The sequence below is a fragment of the Microbacterium paraoxydans genome (assembly GCF_020524545.1).
GTDB classification, from domain to species: Bacteria; Actinomycetota; Actinomycetes; order Actinomycetales; family Microbacteriaceae; genus Microbacterium; species Microbacterium paraoxydans_C.
Window position 1 is genome coordinate 393,790 of the sequence record NZ_JAIVLG010000006.1, and the last position, 17,170, is coordinate 410,959.

Below are 17,170 nucleotides of genomic sequence, written 5' to 3' on the forward strand. Positions count from 1 at the left end.
GAAGGAGAAACCATGGCAGACCTCGAAGGCAACGCCGCAGCGAAGAAGTTCCACGTCGAGACGCCGGGCGTCCGCTTCGCCCAGAACATCCGCGGCGCCGCGAACCTCGACTGGGGCATGCAGAACCGCCTCTCGCGGATCCTCGACCCCCAGACCGGACGCACGGTCATGCTGGCGTTCGATCACGGCTACTTCCAGGGCCCGACCTCGGGGCTCGAACGCATCGACCTCAACATCGCGCCGCTCGCCGATCACGCCGATGCGTTGATGGGCACGCGCGGTGCCCTGCGCACCTCGATCCCGCCGGCGACCCGTGCAGGGCTCGTGCTGCGGGCATCCGGTGGCCCGTCGATCCTCAAGGACCTCTCCGACGAGTACACCGCGATGGCGATGGCGGATGCCGTCCGCATCAATGCCGATGCCGTGGCGGTGCAGGTCTTCGTCGGAGGCGAGCACGAGAGCCGCAGCATCCGCAACCTGACCACTCTCGTCGACGAGGGGTATGACGCCGGCATCCCGGTGCTCGGTGTGACCGCGGTCGGCAAGGAGCTGGTGCGCGATGCCCGGTATCTCGGCCTCGCCACGCGCATCATCGCCGAGCTCGGCGCACAGCTGGTCAAGACGTACTACTGCGAGGAGGGCTTCGAAGACGTCGTGGCGGGCTGCCCGGTGCCGGTGATCATGGCCGGCGGGAAGAAGCTCCCCGAGCTCGACGCCCTCACGATGGCCTCGAACGCGGTGCGCGCCGGAGCGGCCGGTGTCGACATGGGGCGCAACATCTTCCAGAGCGCCGACCCTGCGGCCATGATGCGCGCGGTCCGCGCCGTCGTGCACGACGACCTCGATCCCGCGGACGCGTACGAGCTGTTCCGCGACGCCACCGAGACCCGGGTGCTCGCATGAGCGCCGAGGTGCTGCGTGCCGGGGAGGCCGAGCTGCGCTTCGGCGACTGGGGTCCCGGATACCTGGCGCAGGGCGACGATGCGGCGTTCGGCGTCGTGGTCCTCCGTCCCGGTGACGAGTTCGCCAACCACCTCCACGAGCACCACACCGAGTCTTTCGTGGTGATCGAAGGACGCGCGGAGATCTGGCTCGACCGTGACACGCGCCGTGTCGTCGAAGCCGGCGACGTGCTGCGTGCCGAACCCCACGAGGAGCACTTCGTGCGAAACCCGTTCGACCGGACCTTCCGTGCCGTGTTCGTCAAGACCCCCTGGGTCGACGGCGACAAGGTCGACCGCCCCTGGACACCCGGCGCACAGCCGGCCGCCTGATCCCTCCATCCCCCACCCGAAGAAGAACATCGAAAGGACAGCACCATGAGTGTGCAACGACGCTCCTCATCACCCGCACGCCTCGCGCGTCGCGCCCTGCCCGTCATCGCCCTGGCATCCACGATGGGCCTCGTGCTCGCCGGGTGCGCCGGCGACTCCGGCGCTTCCGGCGACGGCGGAGACAAGACCCTCAAGGTCCTGATCGCCGCCCCGCAGGAAGGCGCGGGCAAGATCCTCGAAGCGGACTTCGAAGCAGAAACCGGCGTCGAAGTCGAGGTCGAGGTCGTGCCCTACGACCAGATCCAGACCAAGGCGATCCTCGACGCGCAGTCCGGCACCAACAACTACGACGTGATCCAGTACTGGTACACCTCGGTCGGAGCACTCGCCGACGCCGGTGCGCTCGCCGACATTACCGACTGGGTGGAATCCGACGAGGACATCGACTCCTCCGACTTCATCGAGGCGATCTTCGCTCCGTACACCCAGTTCGAGGGCGCGACGTACGGCCTGCCGATCGACGGTGACACGCACGTGCTCTTCTACAACAAGGCCATCTTCGAGCGCAACGGCGTCGAGGTGCCCACCACCTGGGACGAGTACGTCGAGGTGTCGAAGAAGATCACGGATGCCGAGAAGGCGAACGGCGTGTACGGCAACGCCCTCCTCGGCTCGAAGAGCGCGTTCAACATCGGCTCCACGTTCTTCAACCGCCTCGCGACGATGTCGCCCGATCCGATCGACCCGCAGATGCCGCAGCTCGACACGGAGTACGCGGTGGCCGCCGCGCAGTCGATGCTCGACGCGTCCGGGTCGGCGCTTCCCAGTCCCCTCGAGATCGGCTTCGAGCAGGCCCTCCCGCAGTTCCTCTCGGGATCCGTCGGCATGATCGAGTTCTGGACCGACCTCGGTGTCTTCGCACAGGACCCCGAGCAGTCGAAGATCGTCGACGGCTGGGGCGTCGCCCCCCTCCCGGTCGGGCCCGAGGGCAAGGTCTCCGGAGCGCTGAACGCCGGATGGGCCATGGGCATCAGCCCGAACGCGAGCGATGAGGATCTCGCCAAGCAGTTCGTGGCATTCGCCTCGTCGAAGGAGACCAACGAGAAGCTCATCACCACGACCGGCTCCGGCGTCGACCCGACCCGCACCTCCACCCTGGAGAGTGCGAAGTACATCGAGTTCGCGCCCGAGGTCTCGGCCGTCGCGGCGCAGGTGCTCCCCAACGCGCAGTCATGGCCGACCTCGCCGCAGGCACCGGAGATGATCCAGTCGCTGAGCGACAACCTCGCGCTCATGCTGCAGGGAAGCCTGACCGCGGAACAGGCGATGCAGCAGACCTGGGACTCCTGGCAGTCCCTGGCCGACTGATCCCGCGTCGAACCCGAAAGGACCTCTCATGTCGCAGCCCGTCGCCGATCGACGCGTCGCCCGACGTGCGCCGTGGACGGGGCGCGCCCTGCTCGCGCCCGCCGTCATCGCGATCGTGATCATCGCGATCTACCCGCTCGCGTACATCATCGCCGCCTCCTTCTCGGAGTCGTCGCTGGGTCGGCCCTTCTCGGAGTGGGTCGGGTTCGACAACTTCGCGGCCATGCTGGGGGACGGGGTCACCCTCCCGTCCCTCGGCAGGTCCCTCCTGTTCGCCGTCCCGTCCGCGGTCATCGCGCTCGTCGCGGGACTCGCGGTGGCCCTGTCCCTCGATGCGGCCGTCAAGGGCGGTCGCATCATCCGGGTGCTCCTGCTGCTCCCGCTGATGACGCCGCCCGTCATGGCCGGGGTCATCTGGAAGCTCATGCTCGCTCCCACCGGCGGGCTGCTCAACAACATCGGGCAGTCCTTCGCCCCCGGATCGGATCCGTTCCTGTTCCTCGGATCGAGCCCTGCCGCGATGATCTCCGTCATCTTCGTGGATGCATGGCAGTGGACCCCGTTCTGCGTGCTCCTGGTCTTCGCGGCATTGCAGACGCTGCCGACGGAGGTCTACGAGGCGTCGCAGGTCGACGGTGCCGGTGTGTGGCAGACCTTCTGGCGCATCACGTTCCCGCTGGTGCTGCCGAGTCTGGTCACGGTGCTGCTGCTGAAGCTCGTGGTCTCCTTCAAGGTCTTCGACCTCGTGTTCATCATGACCAGCGGCGGGCCCGGGTTCGACACGACCGTCAGCAGCTTCGAGATCTACCGCACCGGCCTGCAGACGTTCGACGTGGGGGCGGCGGCCGCGCAGACGATCGCCTTCCTCGTGCTGGTCACCATCGTGATACTGCCGCTCAACGCCGTGCGCCAGCGTCTGCAGAAGGAGAGCTGATCATGTCGCTCACACTCCGCGTCCCCGTCCGTTCCGAGGAGAGTGCGACCGAGACCCTCGTGGTCCCCGATGCGCGGCGTCGACGTCGCTCGAAAGTGCGCACCTCCAGCATCTCGCGTCCGGGACGACCTTCCGCCGTGGTCACCGCCGTGAAGTGGGCCGTGATCGTCATCGCGGTCTCCCTCGCCCTGCTCCCCGTGCTGTACATGGTCGGGATGTCGTTCAAGAGCCCGGATGACATCCTCTCCACCCGCATCCTCCCTTCGCGTCTCGCGTTCGAGAACTGGGTCTCCGCGTTCGAGAACTGGCCGATCCTCACGTACCTGCGCAACTCGTTCGGAGCCGCGATCGTCGCCGTGCTGGTGGCGCTGCTGGTGTCGATCCCCGCCAACTACGCGATGGCGCGGCTCCGCGTCGGAGGGAAACAGGCGCTCGGGCTCATCGTCTCGGCCTACGTCGCTCCGCCGGTGGTCGCGATCATCCCACTCTTCGTGCTGGTGCGCTCGGCGGGGCTGATGGACTCCGTGCTGGGCCTCGGCATCGTCGAAGGACTGCTGCTCACCCCGGTGGCCGTCTGGCTGCTCGACGGGTTCTTCCGCGCCATCCCCTTCGAGGTCGACGAGGCGGCGCAGATCGACGGGTGCGGACCGCTCCGCACGCTCTGGTCGGTCATCCTGCCCCTCACGGCACCGGGTATCGTCGCGGTGTCGATCATCGTCTTCATCCTCGCGTACAACGACTTCCTGATCCCGTTGCTGCTGACCCAGAGCATCGACTCGCAGACGCTCCCGGTCGGCATCGCCCTCATGCAGGGAGGTCGCGAGGTGATGTTCGGGCAGATGGCCGCGGCGAGCCTGTCGGGGCTCATCCCGATCTACCTGCTGGCGCTCTTCCTCCAGAAGTGGCTCGTGGGCGGCCTGACCCAGGGCAGCGTGAAGTAGCATCCCGCGGCGTCGTCCTTGCGTGTGTGCGCGCGTGCGCGTGCGTGTGCGGGATCGAAAACGCACCTGCGGAAGGCTCTTGAGGCGCGTTTTTGATCCCGGACCGCGGTCCGACCGTGGACAGGGCTGCCGTCGCCGGGTTGAATCGAGGACATGACCACCTCGCTCCAGCAGGTCCTGGACGACCACGTCGCGCGCGGCACCGCACCGGGAATCATCGGTGTGTTCGGGTCTCCCGACGGATCGACCGCGATCGTCACGGCTGGTGATCTCCCGGCGGACGCGATCGTGCGCATCCAGTCGATGACGAAGCCGATCATCGCGGTCGCGACACTGCGTCTCGTGCAGGACGGGCGCCTTCGACTCGACGATCCCGTGGAGCGCTGGCTGCCGGAGCTCGCCGACCGCCGGGTGCTGCGCACGCCGGACGCTCCGATCGATGATGTCCGTCCGGCGACGACACCCATCACGCTGCGCCATCTGCTCACCAACACCTCCGGGTACGGCGTGCAGGTCGTGCCGTCTCCGCTGGCGATGACGATGATCGGGAACAGGACGGCCGCGGGGCAGGAGCCGGTGGCGATGGGCGCTCCGGAGTGGCTCGCCGCGCTGGCCGCACTTCCGCTCGCGTTCGAACCCGGCTCCGGATGGCGCTACCACCACTCCTTCGGCATCCTCGGGGTGCTCCTCTCACGCGTGGTCGACGGGTCGTTGGAGGAGCACCTTCGGCGCGACCTCCTCGAGCCGCTGGGCATGGTCGACACTGGGTACACGGTTCCGCTCGACCAGGCGCACCGTCTGCCCGCCGCGTACCGGCACACGGAGGGCGGACTGGTCGAGATCGAGCCTGCGGGTGGGGGTTTCTCGGTCGCGCCGGCGCCCTTCGACCTCAGCCACTCCGAACTCGTCTCGACCGCTGCCGACTATGCGGCCTTCGCGCGGATGCTCGCGGTCGGGGGACGCCACGACGGGACGGTCATCGTCGCCCCCGAGCTGCTGGCGGAGATGCGGACGGACCAGGTGTCTGCGAGCGCGAAGACCAACGACAGCTTCTTCCCTGGGTTCTGGGCCGACACGGGGTGGGGGTTCGGCGTCGCGATGCAGATTTCCGGGGAGAACACAGGTCGCTACGGATGGTCAGGTGGGCAGGGGACGGACTTCTGGGTCGACCCGAACGGGTCCTTCGGCATCGTGCTGAGTCAGGTCGAGATGGGCCCGGAGGTGATGGGCCTGTTCCGTGACGTGCAGAGAGCGCTTCCTGGTGCGTGCGGGATCGAAAACGCACCTGCGGAAGGCTCTTGAGGCGCGTTTTTGATCCCGCACCCGGACCCGCACCCGGACCCGTACCCGGACCCGCACCCGGACCCGCACCCGGGATCCCGCGGCGGCTCAGCGCTTCCAGTAGCCGCAGAAGCTCACGGCGTTCTTGTCGACTCCCCGCTCGCCCACGAGGTGCTTGCGGACACCGGACGCCAGCGCCTGCTCACCGGCCGCGTACGCGTGGAACGGCGCGGACGGGAGGGTGGTGCGCCCGAGTGCGTCGAGAGCGAGGGCGCCGGGAACGACATCGTGCGGACGCACCAGCTGCACGACCTCGACGCCGGACGGATGCGGGAACGGCAGGGTATCCTCCTGCGACGGCACCTCCACGATCGCGGTGCCGACGGCGTCGTCCGGCAACGAGGCGCAGATCGATGCGATGGCGGGCATCGCCGTCTCGTCCCCGACCAGCACGACGCGATCCGTGCCGCGCTGCGGATTGAAGGTGAGTCCCTCATCGATGATCAGCACGTGCTCGCCTGGCCGGCAGGTCTCGGCCCAGCGCGACGCCGGACCCGCGGTGCCGTCTGCCACCGAACCGTGCAGGACGAAGTCCACGTCGATCTCCGCAGCGGCGTCCACGGTGGATGCACGGAATGCGCGCACACTGTAGTTGCGCATGACGGGACGCTCGCCCTCGGGGATGCGCAGGAACTTCAGGTACCCGAAGATCTTGTTCGCCTTCGCCGGTACCCGGTCCAGGCCCGCGTCGCCTCCGACCGGCAGGAACAGCCGGAACCACTGGTCGAACCCCATCGGGCGGAACTTCTCGATCTCGCCGCCACCGAGCGTCACCCGAACCCAGTGCGCGGAGAGTCGTCGCGTGCGCAGGACCGTGAGCTGGATGAGTTCTGCGGTTTCGGGCTTGACCATCTTGCTGTATGCCATCGGTGCCTTTCAGGGAAGCTGCCACGGGAAGAACGCGACGAAGAGTGCGGCGGAGACCAGCAGCATCGTCGCGGTGAAGACGGTGTCCCGGGTGCGGAACGGAACGAGGTGCCGCTCCGTGCGGGTGGGGTGGGCGCCGAACGCCCGGGAGTCCATGGCCAGGGCCACGCGTTCGGCATGGCGGATCGCTCCTGCGAGCAGCGGAACGATGTAGCCCCAGCCTCGGGCGATCCGTGCGAACGGCCCTCGTCCGCCGTGGTAGCCGCGCACGCGGTGGGCTGCGCGGATGACGGCGAGCTCATGCCCGAAGCGCGGCACGAAGCGGAAGGCTGCCAGCGCCGTGTATCCGATCCGGTACGGGACGCGCAGCTGCTGAACGGCAGCCCGGACGAGGTCGGGGCCGCTGGTCGTGAGGCCGCCGACGAGGGCGAGGGACACGATGGCGCCCAGGCGCAGGGCCGTGGCGAACCCGAGCAGCAGGGCTCCGCTGTAGAGCGTCCAGTCGCCGATCCGCACGAGAGGAGTGCTGTCGGCGACGAGCGAGGTGTCGACCCACACCGAGAAGCTGACTCCGATCAGCAGCATCCCGGCAGGGACGGCCAGCAGCAGGAGGGCGAGGAGGCGTCCGGTCAGCCGCGGGCCGAGCAGGATCAGGGCGTACGCGAGCAGGAGGAACGCGGCGGGGGTGGCGAGATCGCGGACGAACACGAGCAGCAGCATCGCCGGAGCGAACCCGGCCACCTTGGCGAGTGGATTCAGGGCATACAGGAACTGTCGCGGGGACGTCGCCGTCATCGTCGCGTAGGGGTCGAACCCCGCACCGGTGGCGGACGTGGTGCCGGGGGCGGCGCGGTCCGCGGCCTCGGCGCTCACCGGTGCACCCCGAGCCCCGCGCCAGCGAGTACGCGTTGCAGTGCGGGCAGCCGGAGTCCCGCATCGGCGAGCATCTGCTCGTCCTGGAGCAGCGCGGCCGTCGGACCGCTCGCCCGCACCCGCCCGTCCGCGAGCACGACGACGTGGGAGGCGTGCTCCGCCACGAGTTGCAGATCGTGGGTGACGATCACGATGGTGGTGCCCTCGGCGCGCAGCTCCTGCAGTAGCTCCAGGAGCTCGGCGGCCCTGGCGCGGTCCTGGCCGAACGTGGGCTCGTCCAGAGCGAGGACTCGCGGCCGGGTGATCAGTGCGGTGCCCACCGACAGCCGCCGCTTCTCGCCTCCGGAGAGCAGGAACGGATGCACCTCCGCCTTGTGCGCGAGACCGAAGCGCGTGAGCATGTCGTCGACGCGCGTGGTGATCTCGGCGGCCGGTACCTGGCGCAGTCGCAGGCCGTGGGCGAGTTCGTCGAACACCGTGTGCGCGATGAACTGGTGCTCCGGGTTCTGGAACACGAATCCGACACGGGCCGCGAGGTCGCGCGGTGAGGCGATGTCCGGGTCGATGCCGTCGACCGTGACCTGGCCTCTGGGCGGCGGCACGACGCCGGCGAGCGCTTGGATCAGCGTGGTCTTGCCCGCACCGTTCGCCCCGACGATCGCCGTGAGCGTTCCGGCCTCGAGAGCGAGGTCGATCCCGTGCAGGATCTCGGTGCGTCGTCTCTTGACGGACAGTCCGTTGGCGCGGACGATCGCCTGGTCGCTGTGCACCCGTGCATCGCGACGCTCTCGGCTCGCTGGCGGGACGGCCGCTGCCGTCGCGGGCGGGGCATCCTGGGCGAGGGCGGCAGCGAGCTCGTCCGGTGTGAGGGGGAGAGGATCGAGGCTGCGGCCCTCGCCCCGCAGCCGGAGCGCGGCGAGCGTCGCTCCCGGCAGCCAGACACCCATCGACACGAGTTCGTCGGCATGCTCGCGGATGACCTCCGCTGCCGGGCCGTCGAAGACGACCGTCCCCTCGCGGTCGAGCACGAGGGTGCGGGTGACGAAGTCCATCGCCGCATCGAGGTTGTGCTCGACGAGGAGGATCGCTCGGTCTCCGGCGGCGACGACGTCCGCCAGCGCGGCATACACGTCGTCGATGCCCTGCGGGTCGAGGTTGGCGGTCGGCTCGTCGAGCACGATCAGCGGAGACCCCATGGCGAGGGCCGAGGCGATCGCGAGTCGCTGCCTCCCTCCGCCCGAGAGGTGATCGGGGTTCTCGTCGCGGCGATCCCAGAGCCCCACGCGCCGCAGAGCGGTTTCGACCCTGCCACGGACGATGTCGACGTCGAGCAGCAGGTTCTCGGGACCGAACGCCACCTCGTCGTAGACCGTTCCCGTGACGATCTGGGTGTCCGGATCCTGGAACACCATCGCCACCCGCGTGCTGAGCGTCGCGGTCTGTGCGCTCGCCGAGTCGATGCCACCGGCCTCTACCGTGCCGACCATGGTCGCGGGCAGCGCATGCGGGATCAGGCCGTTGAGCGCGAGGGTCAGGGTCGACTTGCCGGATCCGGACGGTCCGAGCAGCAGCACCACTTCGCCGGGGTGGATGTCGAAAGAGACGTCACGGGGTGAGGGGTGCGCGGCCTCGGCGTGGGTGAGGGAGAGCTCACGCACGCGGAGCAAGGGCGCGGATGGGCGCACGGCAGGGTCCCGGGTCGTCGGATCGTAGGCTTCCAACTTAGCTGAGCCTTACCTGATTCGCCATCGAGTGACGTCGACGAGTCCAGGACCAGCGGATCGGGCGCGGTCAGCGGCGGGCGACTCCGGCCCGGCGCAGCGCAGAGCCGATGGCGAGGCCGATCGCGGTCCACACGACCGGTCCGAGCACCGAGATCGCAAGGTACAGGATCTGCGCCCACAGCGGCATGATCGCGAGGTGGGCGGCGAAGAACACCACGATGGCCACGAAGACCCCGATGATCGCCGCCGAGAGGAAGAAGCGCCACGGGCCCCAGGAACGATAGCGCGTGAGCGCGGCGACCCCCTCCTGGATCAGGCCGAACAGCAGAGCCGTGCCGATGAAGCGCAGAGCCCAGGCCGGGTTGAAGGCGCTCGCGATCAGCGCGGCGAAGACGTGCGTGATCAGGGCGACGAGGGGGAGGCGCAGCACCTCCTGCGCGATGATTCCCGGCAGCACGTGCGAACCGAGCACGAGGCCGTAGAGGAACAGCAGGGGGCTCGCCAGCAGCACGGGCGTGACCCAGCCGGCGATGCCCGCCAGGATGCCCGTCGCGACGCCGATCGCTGCGCAGACGAGCAGGACGCGGGTCGACAGGACGGAGGTGCGGGCCACGACTCCAGCTTACTGTCGACCTATCGGAAGCTCGGCCGTGCAAAATCCTGGTCTATCGGCGAAGCTGCCCTGACCGATCGACCACATCTCGTCTCCCCCGGGAAGAGCGGGGCTATGTTGGCCGCGGTGCGGCAACGCGGCTGCATCGTGATCATCGGGAGCACCACATGGGTCGAACACCCCTCCGGATGGCAGCAGCCACCACCCTGGCGACGCTGTTCATCGCATCCACGGCAACCACCGGCTACGCGGCGACCGAGGAGGTGACGCACCCCGTCCCGGTCGCGGGCACCCCAGGGCACTACATCGTGGTCATGAAAGCAGACCCCCTCGCCACCTACGAGGGTGATCTGAAGGGTCTGAAGGCGACGAAGCCCGCAGAGGGCGAGCAGCTGGAGACCCAGTCGCAGGACTCGCAGCGTTACGTCAAGCACCTCGAATCCGAGCAGACCGACCTCGTCAGCGACATCGGCGTCACCCCGGACACGACGTACCAGGTCGTGCTCAACGGGTTCAGCGCCGATCTCAGCGGCGAACAGGTCGATGCGCTTCGCGCCTCGAAGGACGTGTTGGGCGTGTACCCCGATGAGATCCGTCACCCGGATGCGCAGACGTCGACGGACTTCCTCGGGCTCGGGGATGACCGCAAGGGCCGCGGCGGAGTGTGGCAGCAGACCGGAGGGGTCGACAAGGCCGGCGAAGGCGTCGTGGTCGGTGTGATCGACACCGGCATCGCCCCGGAGCACCCCTCGTTCGACGGCAAGAAGCTCAAGAAGCAGAAGAAGCAGCACGACCGGCACAAGGGCAAGCAGCCCTACACCGACGGGAAGTACGTCTACTTCGACAAGTCCGACGGCGGGCAGTTCCAGGCCGCGATGGTCGAGGCGCAGGACTGGGACAAGCGCGACTACTCCTCCAAGCTCATCGGCGGGCAGTATTTCTACGCCGGGGCCGAAGCCGCCGGCTTCGATTTCCAGTACGACTACCTCTCGCCGCGGGATGGCGACGGTCACGGGTCGCACACCGCGAGCACCGCAGCGGGCAACTTCAAGGTCAAGGCTGCCATCGAGGACGTCGACTTCGGAACGGTCTCCGGCGTCGCGCCGGGGGCGAAGGTCGCCGCCTACAAGGCTTGCTACGTCGGTCCCGACCCGACGGTCACGAGCGATGACATCTGCGCGCTCAGCGACCTCGTCGCCGCGATCGACCAGGCCGTCGCCGACGGCGTCGACGTGATCAACTACTCGATCGGCGGCGGCGCCGCCAGCACCGTGTTGGCACCGGAGGACCTCGCGTTCTTCAACGCCGCGGCCGCAGGCGTCTTCGTCGCGACCAGTGCAGGCAACGACGGCCCGGACCCCGTGACCGCCGACCACGCCTCGCCCTGGTACACGACGGTCGCCGCATCCACCATCCCCACCTGGGAGGGCACCGTGCAGTTCGACGGGTTCGAGCAGGCCGGCGCCTCGGTGAGCGTGCCCTTCGGTGAGAGCGTCACCGGCCCGTCCATCGCAGCGATCGACGCCGGTGCGGCGGGAGCGGCGGACCCGCAGCTCTGCCTGCCCGGCACCCTCGACCCGGCGAAGGTCGCGGGACACATCGTCGTCTGCGACCGCGGCACCAACGCGCGTGCCGAGAAGTCGCAGGTCGTGAAGGACGCCGGCGGCATGGGCATGGTCCTGGTGAACGTGCCGGGCGGGGCGGACTCGCTCGACAACGACTTCCACGCAGTGCCCACCGTCCACCTCAACGCCGTGCACCGCGAGGCCGTGCTCGCGTACGTGCAGGGCGGCGTCGATCGGCCGATCACGCTGATCGGAGAGAACACGACCGGTGTGACCACCCCCACGCCGCAGATCGCAGGATTCTCGAGCCGCGGGCCGATGCTCGCCGACGGCAGCGACGTGCTGAAGCCCGACGTGGCGGCCCCCGGCGTGGCGATCCTCGCTGCGACGAACAACGCCCCCGGGGAGAAGCCGACCTTCGGCATCCTCTCCGGCACGTCGATGGCTTCGCCGCACGTCGCCGGCCTCGGAGCGCTCTACCTCGGTGAGCACCCGAAGGCGACGCCGGCGGAGATCCGTTCTGCGATGATGACCACCGCGTACGACACCGTCCTGCCCGACGGTTCGAAGAACACGAACCCGTTCGAACAGGGTGCGGGCCAGGTCGACCCGACGCGGTATCTCAACCCCGGTCTGCTCTACCTCAACGGCGTGAAGGACTGGGCGGCGTTCCTCGACGGGAAGGGCCTGTCGGACTTCCCCGGCATCGATCCCATCGACGGCAGCGACCTGAATCAGGCATCGATCTCGATCGGCTCGCTGGCCAGCGCGCAGACCGTGACCCGGTCGGTCACGTCGACCCAGAAGGGCACGTTCACCGCGAAGGCCTCCGTGCCGGGAGTGAACATCAAGGTCGCACCTCAGCAGCTGACGTTCGACAAGCCGGGGCAGACGAAGACCTTCACGGTCACCTTCGACAACACCGACGCCCCGGTGGAGCAGTGGGCGACCGGCACGCTCACCTGGACGAGCAAGAAGAACACGGTGCGCTCTCCGATCGCGGTGTTCCCCGTGACGGCGGATGCCCCGGCGGAGGTCACGGGCACCGGCGCGGACGGCAGCACTGCGGTCGAGATCACCCCCGGTCTCGACGGCGATCTGGCGCTCGACCTCTCGGGCCTGACCGCGTTCGACCTGCTCAGCGACCCGGACAACCCGGTCGAGGGGCATTCGGGCGACGAGAACTCCGGAGACGCGAACAAGGACGTGGCATGGATCGTCGATGTGCCGGAGGGGACCACCCTCTCGCGGTTCGACCTCGATTCCTCGGACGACGACGGCAGCGACCTCGACCTCACCGTGTACCGCGTGGTGAGTGCGGACGACCTGCGGTACTACGAGCGGTGGCAGTCGGCGACCGGTTCGGCGGACGAGCAGGTCACGATCCCCGCACCGACGGCCGGGACCTACCTCGTGGTCGCGAACATGTACTCGACGACGGGTCCGATGACGTGGGACATGACCTACGCCAACGTGCAGCCCGGCGGAGAGGGCGCGTTCGCCGCGACCCCGAACCCGATCGCCGCCGTCCGTGGTGAGAGGACCAGCTACGAGCTCAGCTGGACCGGTCTCGCCGCAGGCACCCGGTATCTCGGGCTGGTCCGCTACGGCGACTCGGAGGTCCGCACCGTGGTGACCGTCACCGTCCCGGCGGGTGAAGCACCCGACGCGGAGGTCCCGCCGACCGAAGCGCCCGAGATCGAGGCGCCTGAGACGGAGGCTCCCCCGACGGAAGCCCCCGAGACGGACGCCCCGCCGACGCAGGCGCCCGAGACGGAGGCTCCGCCGACGGCCAAGCCGGAGTAGCCCCCACAGCACAGCGCCCCGCGGTCTCCCTTCCGCGGGGCGCTGTGTGCGTCCGGTACCCTCCCGGCAGGAACAGGACGCGACCACATCCAGCTTGTCTCTTGCTGCGCCGACCGAATCGTGATTCGATGCGGGACTACTGAATCATGATTCAGCCGGATCCGGCAGGGAGACGACATGGGAGAGAGAAGACGCGGCCGAGTGAATGTCGACGCCGGGGATCGTCGACGCGAGCTGCGGGACGCGGCGAGCGGCATCGTGCGCGAGGAGGGCTTCGGTGCGGCCACCGTGAAGGCGATCACGGCGCGTGCGGGCATGAGCGCCGGACTGCTCTACACGTATGCGGACAGTGTCGACGATCTGCTCGCCGAGGTCTTCCGACAGTGCGCGGGGGTCGAGCTGACGGCGGTGGACGAGGCGGTGCGTGCTGCGCCCGACGACGCTCGCGCGCGCCTGATCGCGCTGATCGAGACCTTCGCGGTGCGTGCGCTTCGCGGACGGCGACTGGCCTGGGCCCTCCTCGCCGAGCCCGTCGGCCGCGCCATCGATGAGGAGCGTCTCGCCTACCGACGCGGCTATGCCGCCCTGCTCGCCGAGATCGTCCGACGGGGGATCGCTGCGGAGCGTTTCGCCCCGCAGGATCCGGAGATCACCGCGGCAGGGCTCGTCGGCGCGATCGGCGAAGCGCTCACCGGGCCGCTCTCCCCGGTCTCGGGTGTCGAAGACGCACCCGATCCGGAATCCGTGGTGGCGGCGATCACCGATCTCTGCCTGCGCGCGGTGGGGGAGAGATGAGCACGCATCACGTCACGAACCAGGCGCCGGGGCGTGTGGACGTGGATGAGTACGGCACGAACACGGCGCTCGTCGAAGGCGTCGAGCACTATGAAGCCGCCTGGGCGCACGACGGGCTTCACGAGATCGGCGTCCGCGTGGGCGGCGAGCAGTTCCAGGAGGATGCGCGACGGGCCAACCGGAACAAGCCGGTCCTGCGCACGCACGATCGCTGGGGGCATCGCATCGACGAGGTCGAGTACGACCCGTCCTACCACCGCGTGCTCGGCGCGGCGGTCGCGGCGGGGGCGCACACCGCGGCCTTCACCGACCCCCGGCCCGGCGCCAACGTCGCTCGTGCGGCCTCTTTCATGCTGTTCGCCCAGGTCGAGCCCGGGCACGCGTGCCCGGTGTCGATGACGCATTCCGTCGTCCCGGTCGTCGCCGCGCAGCCCGAACTGGCCGCGCAGTGGATGCCGCGGCTGCTGTCGACCCGATACGACGGTGCGCTCTCGCCCGGCAAACCGGGCGCGCTGTTCGGCATGGCCATGACGGAGAAGCAGGGCGGCTCGGATGTGCGCTCGAACACCACCGTCGCCGCGCCGCTCGGGGGCGGGCGGTACGCGCTCACGGGGCACAAGTGGTTCTGCTCCGCGCCGATGTCTGACGCCTTCCTCGTGCTCGCTCAGGCGCCGGGCGGCCTCTCCTGCTTCCTGCTCCCGCGCCTGCGCGAAGACGGCGCGCGCAACGAGATCCGGATCATGCGGCTGAAGGACAAGCTCGGCAACGTCTCCAACGCGTCGAGCGAGGTCGAATACGAAGGAGCCGTCGCCCACCTCGTCGGGGAAGAGGGGCGCGGTGTGCGCACGATCATCGAGATGGTCACCCGCACGCGGCTGGACTGCATCCTGGGGTCACTGGCAGGCATGCGCCAGGCGACAGCCGAAGCAGCCTGGCACGTGCGTCATCGGTCCGCGTTCGGCCGCACGCTCATCGACCAGCCGGCCATGGCCGCCGTCATCGCCGACCTGCAGCTCGAGACCGAGGGCGCGACCGCTGCGGCACTCAGACTCGCACGCGCCTATGACGCCGATGCCGACGAACAGGAGGTCGCTTTCCGTCGCCTCGGCACTGCGGTCATGAAGTACTGGGTCTGCAAGCGCGGACCCGCGCATGCGGCGGAAGCGCTCGAGTGCCTCGGCGGCAACGGCATCACCGAGGACTTCTCGCTCGCCCAGCGCTACCGCGAGCAGCCGGTGATGGCGGTGTGGGAGGGGTCGGGCAACGTCATCGCCCTCGACGTGCTGCGCGCACTGGCACGCGAGCCGCGATCCTTCGAGGCGTTCGACGCCGAGGTGGCGCGCGCCGCCGGGCAGGATCCCCGACTCGATGCGCACCTCGCCCGTACGCGGGATCTGGTGCGCAGCATCACGGGGGATCCCGCCGCCGAGGCGAGGGTGCGAATGCTGGTCGCCGATCTGGCGTTGTCGCTGGAGGCGTCGCTGCTGATCCGGACCGCGCCCTCTGCCGTCGCCGAGGGATTCCTCGCGGCGCGCCTCGGTGAGAGGGCGGGGTACCTGTTCGGCGAGCTCCCCGATGGTGTCGACTCGGAAGCCATCGCCGCCCGGGCGTGACGGCTTCCGAGTCGCGTCAGATCTTGCGGCTGCGCGGCATGAGCCGCACGGGGGGCAGCGGCGGAGCGGGGATGCGCACGTCGTGTCCCGCCACGACACCGAAGCGGTCGGATGCCGCCTCCCAGGCCTCGCGCGCGTCGGCGATCTCCTCGTGCGAGCGGCCGGCGAAGTTCCACCACATCACGATGTCGGCCTCGAACGGCTCGCCGCCGAGCAGGAACAGCAGCGCCCCTTCGTCGCTCGACACCTCCACGCTCTCGCGGGAGTCGCCGAGGTAGAGCAGGCCGTTGCGGTCGAGAGGGTGCTCGGCCACGACCGCATCGCCCTCGACCAGCATCAGCGCGTGCTCCCAGTCGGCTCGCAGGGGGAGCCGTACCCGGGTGCCGGGGGAGAGCACGATCTCGGCACCGACGATCGGGGTATGGACCGTCGCGGGCGAGCGCACGCCGTGGAACTCGCCGAGCACGACCGTCGCTTCGGCAGCCGTCCCCTCCTCCGCGGGGAGTGCGAGCGCGGGCAGCTCGGTGTGCCGTTCGAATCCGGGGGCTCCGCGGCGGGCGGACTCGGGCAGCACCACCCACAACTGCAGCGCGTCGAGCGGCACGGGGCCGTCGCCGATCGAATACTCCGAATGCGAGATGCCGTTCCCGGCCGTCATCAGGTTCAGCTGGCCGCGTCGCAGGTCCGCATCGCTGCCGAGCGAGTCGCGGTGGCGGATCTCCCCGACGAGCGGCCAGGTCACGGTCTGCAGTCCGATGTGCGGATGCGGCTCGACCCGCATCTTCGTGTCGGCAGGTCCGAACCGGTCGAGGAAGCACCAGGCGCCGATCGTCGGCAGATTCCGGTGCGGCAGGGCGCGCAGCACGTTCATCCCCCGCACGCCGCCGAGCGGAACCTCCCGCGGTTCCAGGATCAGTCGGTGCTGTCCGATCATTCCGCCCGCCCGGTCGGGTCCTCACCTGCGGATCCTGCGCGACCTGCGGGAGCCTTCGGCCAGCGGATCTCCGCACCGGGGATCTCGTGCGTCTCGAGGTACTTCGCGATGTACGGGCACAGTGGCACGATCGCCTCGCCGCGCCCGGCCGCATCCGTCAGCGCTTGGGAGGCCAGCTTCCCGGCCAATCCCTGGCCCTGGAATGCCGGGTCGATCTCGGTGTGGAGGAAACGGATGGATCCGGCGCGGAGATCGAAGGCCGCGAAGCCCGCCAGCACATCGCCCGAGTGGAGCTCGTAGCGCGATTCGCCCTCGTTGCGGGTCACGGTGATGTCGGTCATCGGCGCTCCTTCGTACGGGTTTCCTCCAACCTACGCCCGTGTGCCCGGGGTGGGGCGCGCGGGCCAAAACCCAGACGACCTGAGCCACCGACGGCGTTTCGAAGCGCGCCACGCCGTGCGGGAGACGGACGGTCTGGGTTTTCGCGCGATCATCCCTCGCCTGTGGAGGGCACGTCCCCCG

General features: G+C 69.2%; 15 protein-coding genes. 9 read left to right on the top strand and 6 right to left on the bottom strand.

Going from position 1 to position 17,170, the window contains the following annotated elements; all coding sequences use genetic code 11:
• The first annotated feature begins 12 nt into the window (after positions 1-12).
• From lsrF to LC041_RS14515, 6 genes are all read left to right on the top strand, one after another.
• Positions 13-903 (top strand): 3-hydroxy-5-phosphonooxypentane-2,4-dione thiolase, encoded by an 891-nt coding sequence (lsrF, locus tag LC041_RS14490; protein WP_226533799.1) that lies wholly within the window; start codon positions 13-15, stop codon positions 901-903.
• Positions 900-1,274 (top strand): cupin domain-containing protein, encoded by a 375-nt coding sequence (locus LC041_RS14495; protein ID WP_226533800.1) that lies wholly within the window; start codon positions 900-902, stop codon positions 1,272-1,274. Before lsrF ends, LC041_RS14495 begins: the two co-directional genes overlap by 4 nt.
• A gap of 45 nt (positions 1,275-1,319) precedes the next feature.
• Positions 1,320-2,642, top strand: a complete 1,323-nt coding sequence (locus LC041_RS14500) for an ABC transporter substrate-binding protein (protein ID WP_226533801.1) — start codon at positions 1,320-1,322, stop codon at positions 2,640-2,642.
• Between the two features lie 28 nt (positions 2,643-2,670).
• Complete coding sequence (locus tag LC041_RS14505; RefSeq protein WP_226533802.1) at positions 2,671-3,576, top strand: carbohydrate ABC transporter permease; 906 nt, start codon at positions 2,671-2,673, stop codon at positions 3,574-3,576.
• A gap of 2 nt (positions 3,577-3,578) precedes the next feature.
• Positions 3,579-4,517 carry a carbohydrate ABC transporter permease gene (locus tag LC041_RS14510; protein WP_226533803.1) on the top strand — a complete coding sequence of 313 codons (939 nt, stop codon included), beginning with the start codon at positions 3,579-3,581 and terminating at the stop codon, positions 4,515-4,517.
• Between the two features lie 153 nt (positions 4,518-4,670).
• Complete coding sequence (locus LC041_RS14515; protein WP_226533804.1) at positions 4,671-5,819, top strand: serine hydrolase domain-containing protein; 1,149 nt, start codon at positions 4,671-4,673, stop codon at positions 5,817-5,819.
• A gap of 87 nt (positions 5,820-5,906) precedes the next feature.
• On the opposite strand, the gene LC041_RS14520 is transcribed toward LC041_RS14515, so the two are convergent.
• The 4 genes from LC041_RS14520 to LC041_RS14535 all read right to left on the bottom strand — a co-directional run bounded on the left by LC041_RS14520 (position 5,907) and on the right by LC041_RS14535 (position 9,935).
• Positions 5,907-6,725, bottom strand: a complete 819-nt coding sequence (locus LC041_RS14520) for a siderophore-interacting protein (RefSeq protein ID WP_226533805.1) — start codon at positions 6,723-6,725, stop codon at positions 5,907-5,909.
• A gap of 9 nt (positions 6,726-6,734) precedes the next feature.
• Entirely contained in the window at positions 6,735-7,520 is a 786-nt protein-coding gene (locus LC041_RS14525) for an energy-coupling factor transporter transmembrane component T (RefSeq protein WP_226533838.1), read from the bottom strand.
• Positions 7,521-7,594: 74 nt separating this feature from the next.
• Positions 7,595-9,283, bottom strand: coding sequence for an ABC transporter ATP-binding protein (locus LC041_RS14530; protein ID WP_226533839.1), 1,689 nt, complete (start codon positions 9,281-9,283; stop codon positions 7,595-7,597).
• Positions 9,284-9,389: 106 nt separating this feature from the next.
• On the bottom strand, positions 9,390-9,935 hold the full coding sequence (locus LC041_RS14535) for an ECF transporter S component (RefSeq protein ID WP_226533806.1): 546 nt from the start codon (positions 9,933-9,935) through the stop codon (positions 9,390-9,392).
• A gap of 167 nt (positions 9,936-10,102) precedes the next feature.
• On the opposite strand from LC041_RS14535, the gene LC041_RS14540 reads away from it, so the two are divergent.
• From LC041_RS14540 to LC041_RS14550, 3 genes are all read left to right on the top strand, one after another.
• The gene (locus tag LC041_RS14540; protein WP_226533807.1) at positions 10,103-13,306 is read left to right on the top strand and encodes a S8 family peptidase; all 3,204 of its coding nucleotides are present in this window, start codon (positions 10,103-10,105) and stop codon (positions 13,304-13,306) included.
• 177 nt (positions 13,307-13,483) lie between these two features.
• Positions 13,484-14,101: a TetR/AcrR family transcriptional regulator gene (locus LC041_RS14545; RefSeq protein ID WP_226533808.1), complete on the top strand. Its 618-nt coding sequence runs from the start codon at positions 13,484-13,486 to the stop codon at positions 14,099-14,101.
• Positions 14,098-15,714, top strand: a complete 1,617-nt coding sequence (locus LC041_RS14550) for an acyl-CoA dehydrogenase family protein (RefSeq protein ID WP_226533809.1) — start codon at positions 14,098-14,100, stop codon at positions 15,712-15,714. The genes LC041_RS14545 and LC041_RS14550 overlap by 4 nt, the downstream gene beginning before the upstream one ends.
• A 16-nt stretch (positions 15,715-15,730) precedes the next feature.
• Here the strand turns inward: LC041_RS14550 and LC041_RS14555 are convergent, their stop codons facing one another.
• A complete protein-coding gene (locus LC041_RS14555; RefSeq protein ID WP_226533810.1) occupies positions 15,731-16,648 on the bottom strand; it encodes a pirin family protein in 918 nt (305 codons plus the stop codon).
• The gene (locus tag LC041_RS14560) at positions 16,645-16,989 is read right to left on the bottom strand and encodes a GNAT family N-acetyltransferase (protein WP_226533811.1); all 345 of its coding nucleotides are present in this window, start codon (positions 16,987-16,989) and stop codon (positions 16,645-16,647) included. The genes LC041_RS14555 and LC041_RS14560 overlap by 4 nt, the downstream gene beginning before the upstream one ends.
• Between the last annotated feature and the right edge of the window lie 181 nt (positions 16,990-17,170).

What these genes read in the sequence shown, in the direction of transcription:
- lsrF (WP_226533799.1), top strand. Translation starts at nt 13, where the DNA reads ATGGCAGACCTCGAAGGCAACGCCGCAGCGAAGAAGTTCCACGTCGAG.
- LC041_RS14495 (WP_226533800.1), top strand. Translation starts at nt 900, where the DNA reads ATGAGCGCCGAGGTGCTGCGTGCCGGGGAGGCCGAGCTGCGCTTCGGC.
- LC041_RS14500 (WP_226533801.1), top strand. Translation starts at nt 1,320, where the DNA reads ATGAGTGTGCAACGACGCTCCTCATCACCCGCACGCCTCGCGCGTCGC.
- LC041_RS14505 (WP_226533802.1), top strand. Translation starts at nt 2,671, where the DNA reads ATGTCGCAGCCCGTCGCCGATCGACGCGTCGCCCGACGTGCGCCGTGG.
- LC041_RS14510 (WP_226533803.1), top strand. Translation starts at nt 3,579, where the DNA reads ATGTCGCTCACACTCCGCGTCCCCGTCCGTTCCGAGGAGAGTGCGACC.
- LC041_RS14515 (WP_226533804.1), top strand. Translation starts at nt 4,671, where the DNA reads ATGACCACCTCGCTCCAGCAGGTCCTGGACGACCACGTCGCGCGCGGC.
- LC041_RS14520 (WP_226533805.1), bottom strand. Translation starts at nt 6,725, where the DNA reads ATGGCATACAGCAAGATGGTCAAGCCCGAAACCGCAGAACTCATCCAG.
- LC041_RS14525 (WP_226533838.1), bottom strand. Translation starts at nt 7,520, where the DNA reads ATGACGGCGACGTCCCCGCGACAGTTCCTGTATGCCCTGAATCCACTC.
- LC041_RS14540 (WP_226533807.1), top strand. Translation starts at nt 10,103, where the DNA reads ATGGGTCGAACACCCCTCCGGATGGCAGCAGCCACCACCCTGGCGACG.
- LC041_RS14545 (WP_226533808.1), top strand. Translation starts at nt 13,484, where the DNA reads ATGGGAGAGAGAAGACGCGGCCGAGTGAATGTCGACGCCGGGGATCGT.
- LC041_RS14550 (WP_226533809.1), top strand. Translation starts at nt 14,098, where the DNA reads ATGAGCACGCATCACGTCACGAACCAGGCGCCGGGGCGTGTGGACGTG.
- LC041_RS14555 (WP_226533810.1), bottom strand. Translation starts at nt 16,648, where the DNA reads ATGATCGGACAGCACCGACTGATCCTGGAACCGCGGGAGGTTCCGCTC.
- LC041_RS14560 (WP_226533811.1), bottom strand. Translation starts at nt 16,989, where the DNA reads ATGACCGACATCACCGTGACCCGCAACGAGGGCGAATCGCGCTACGAG.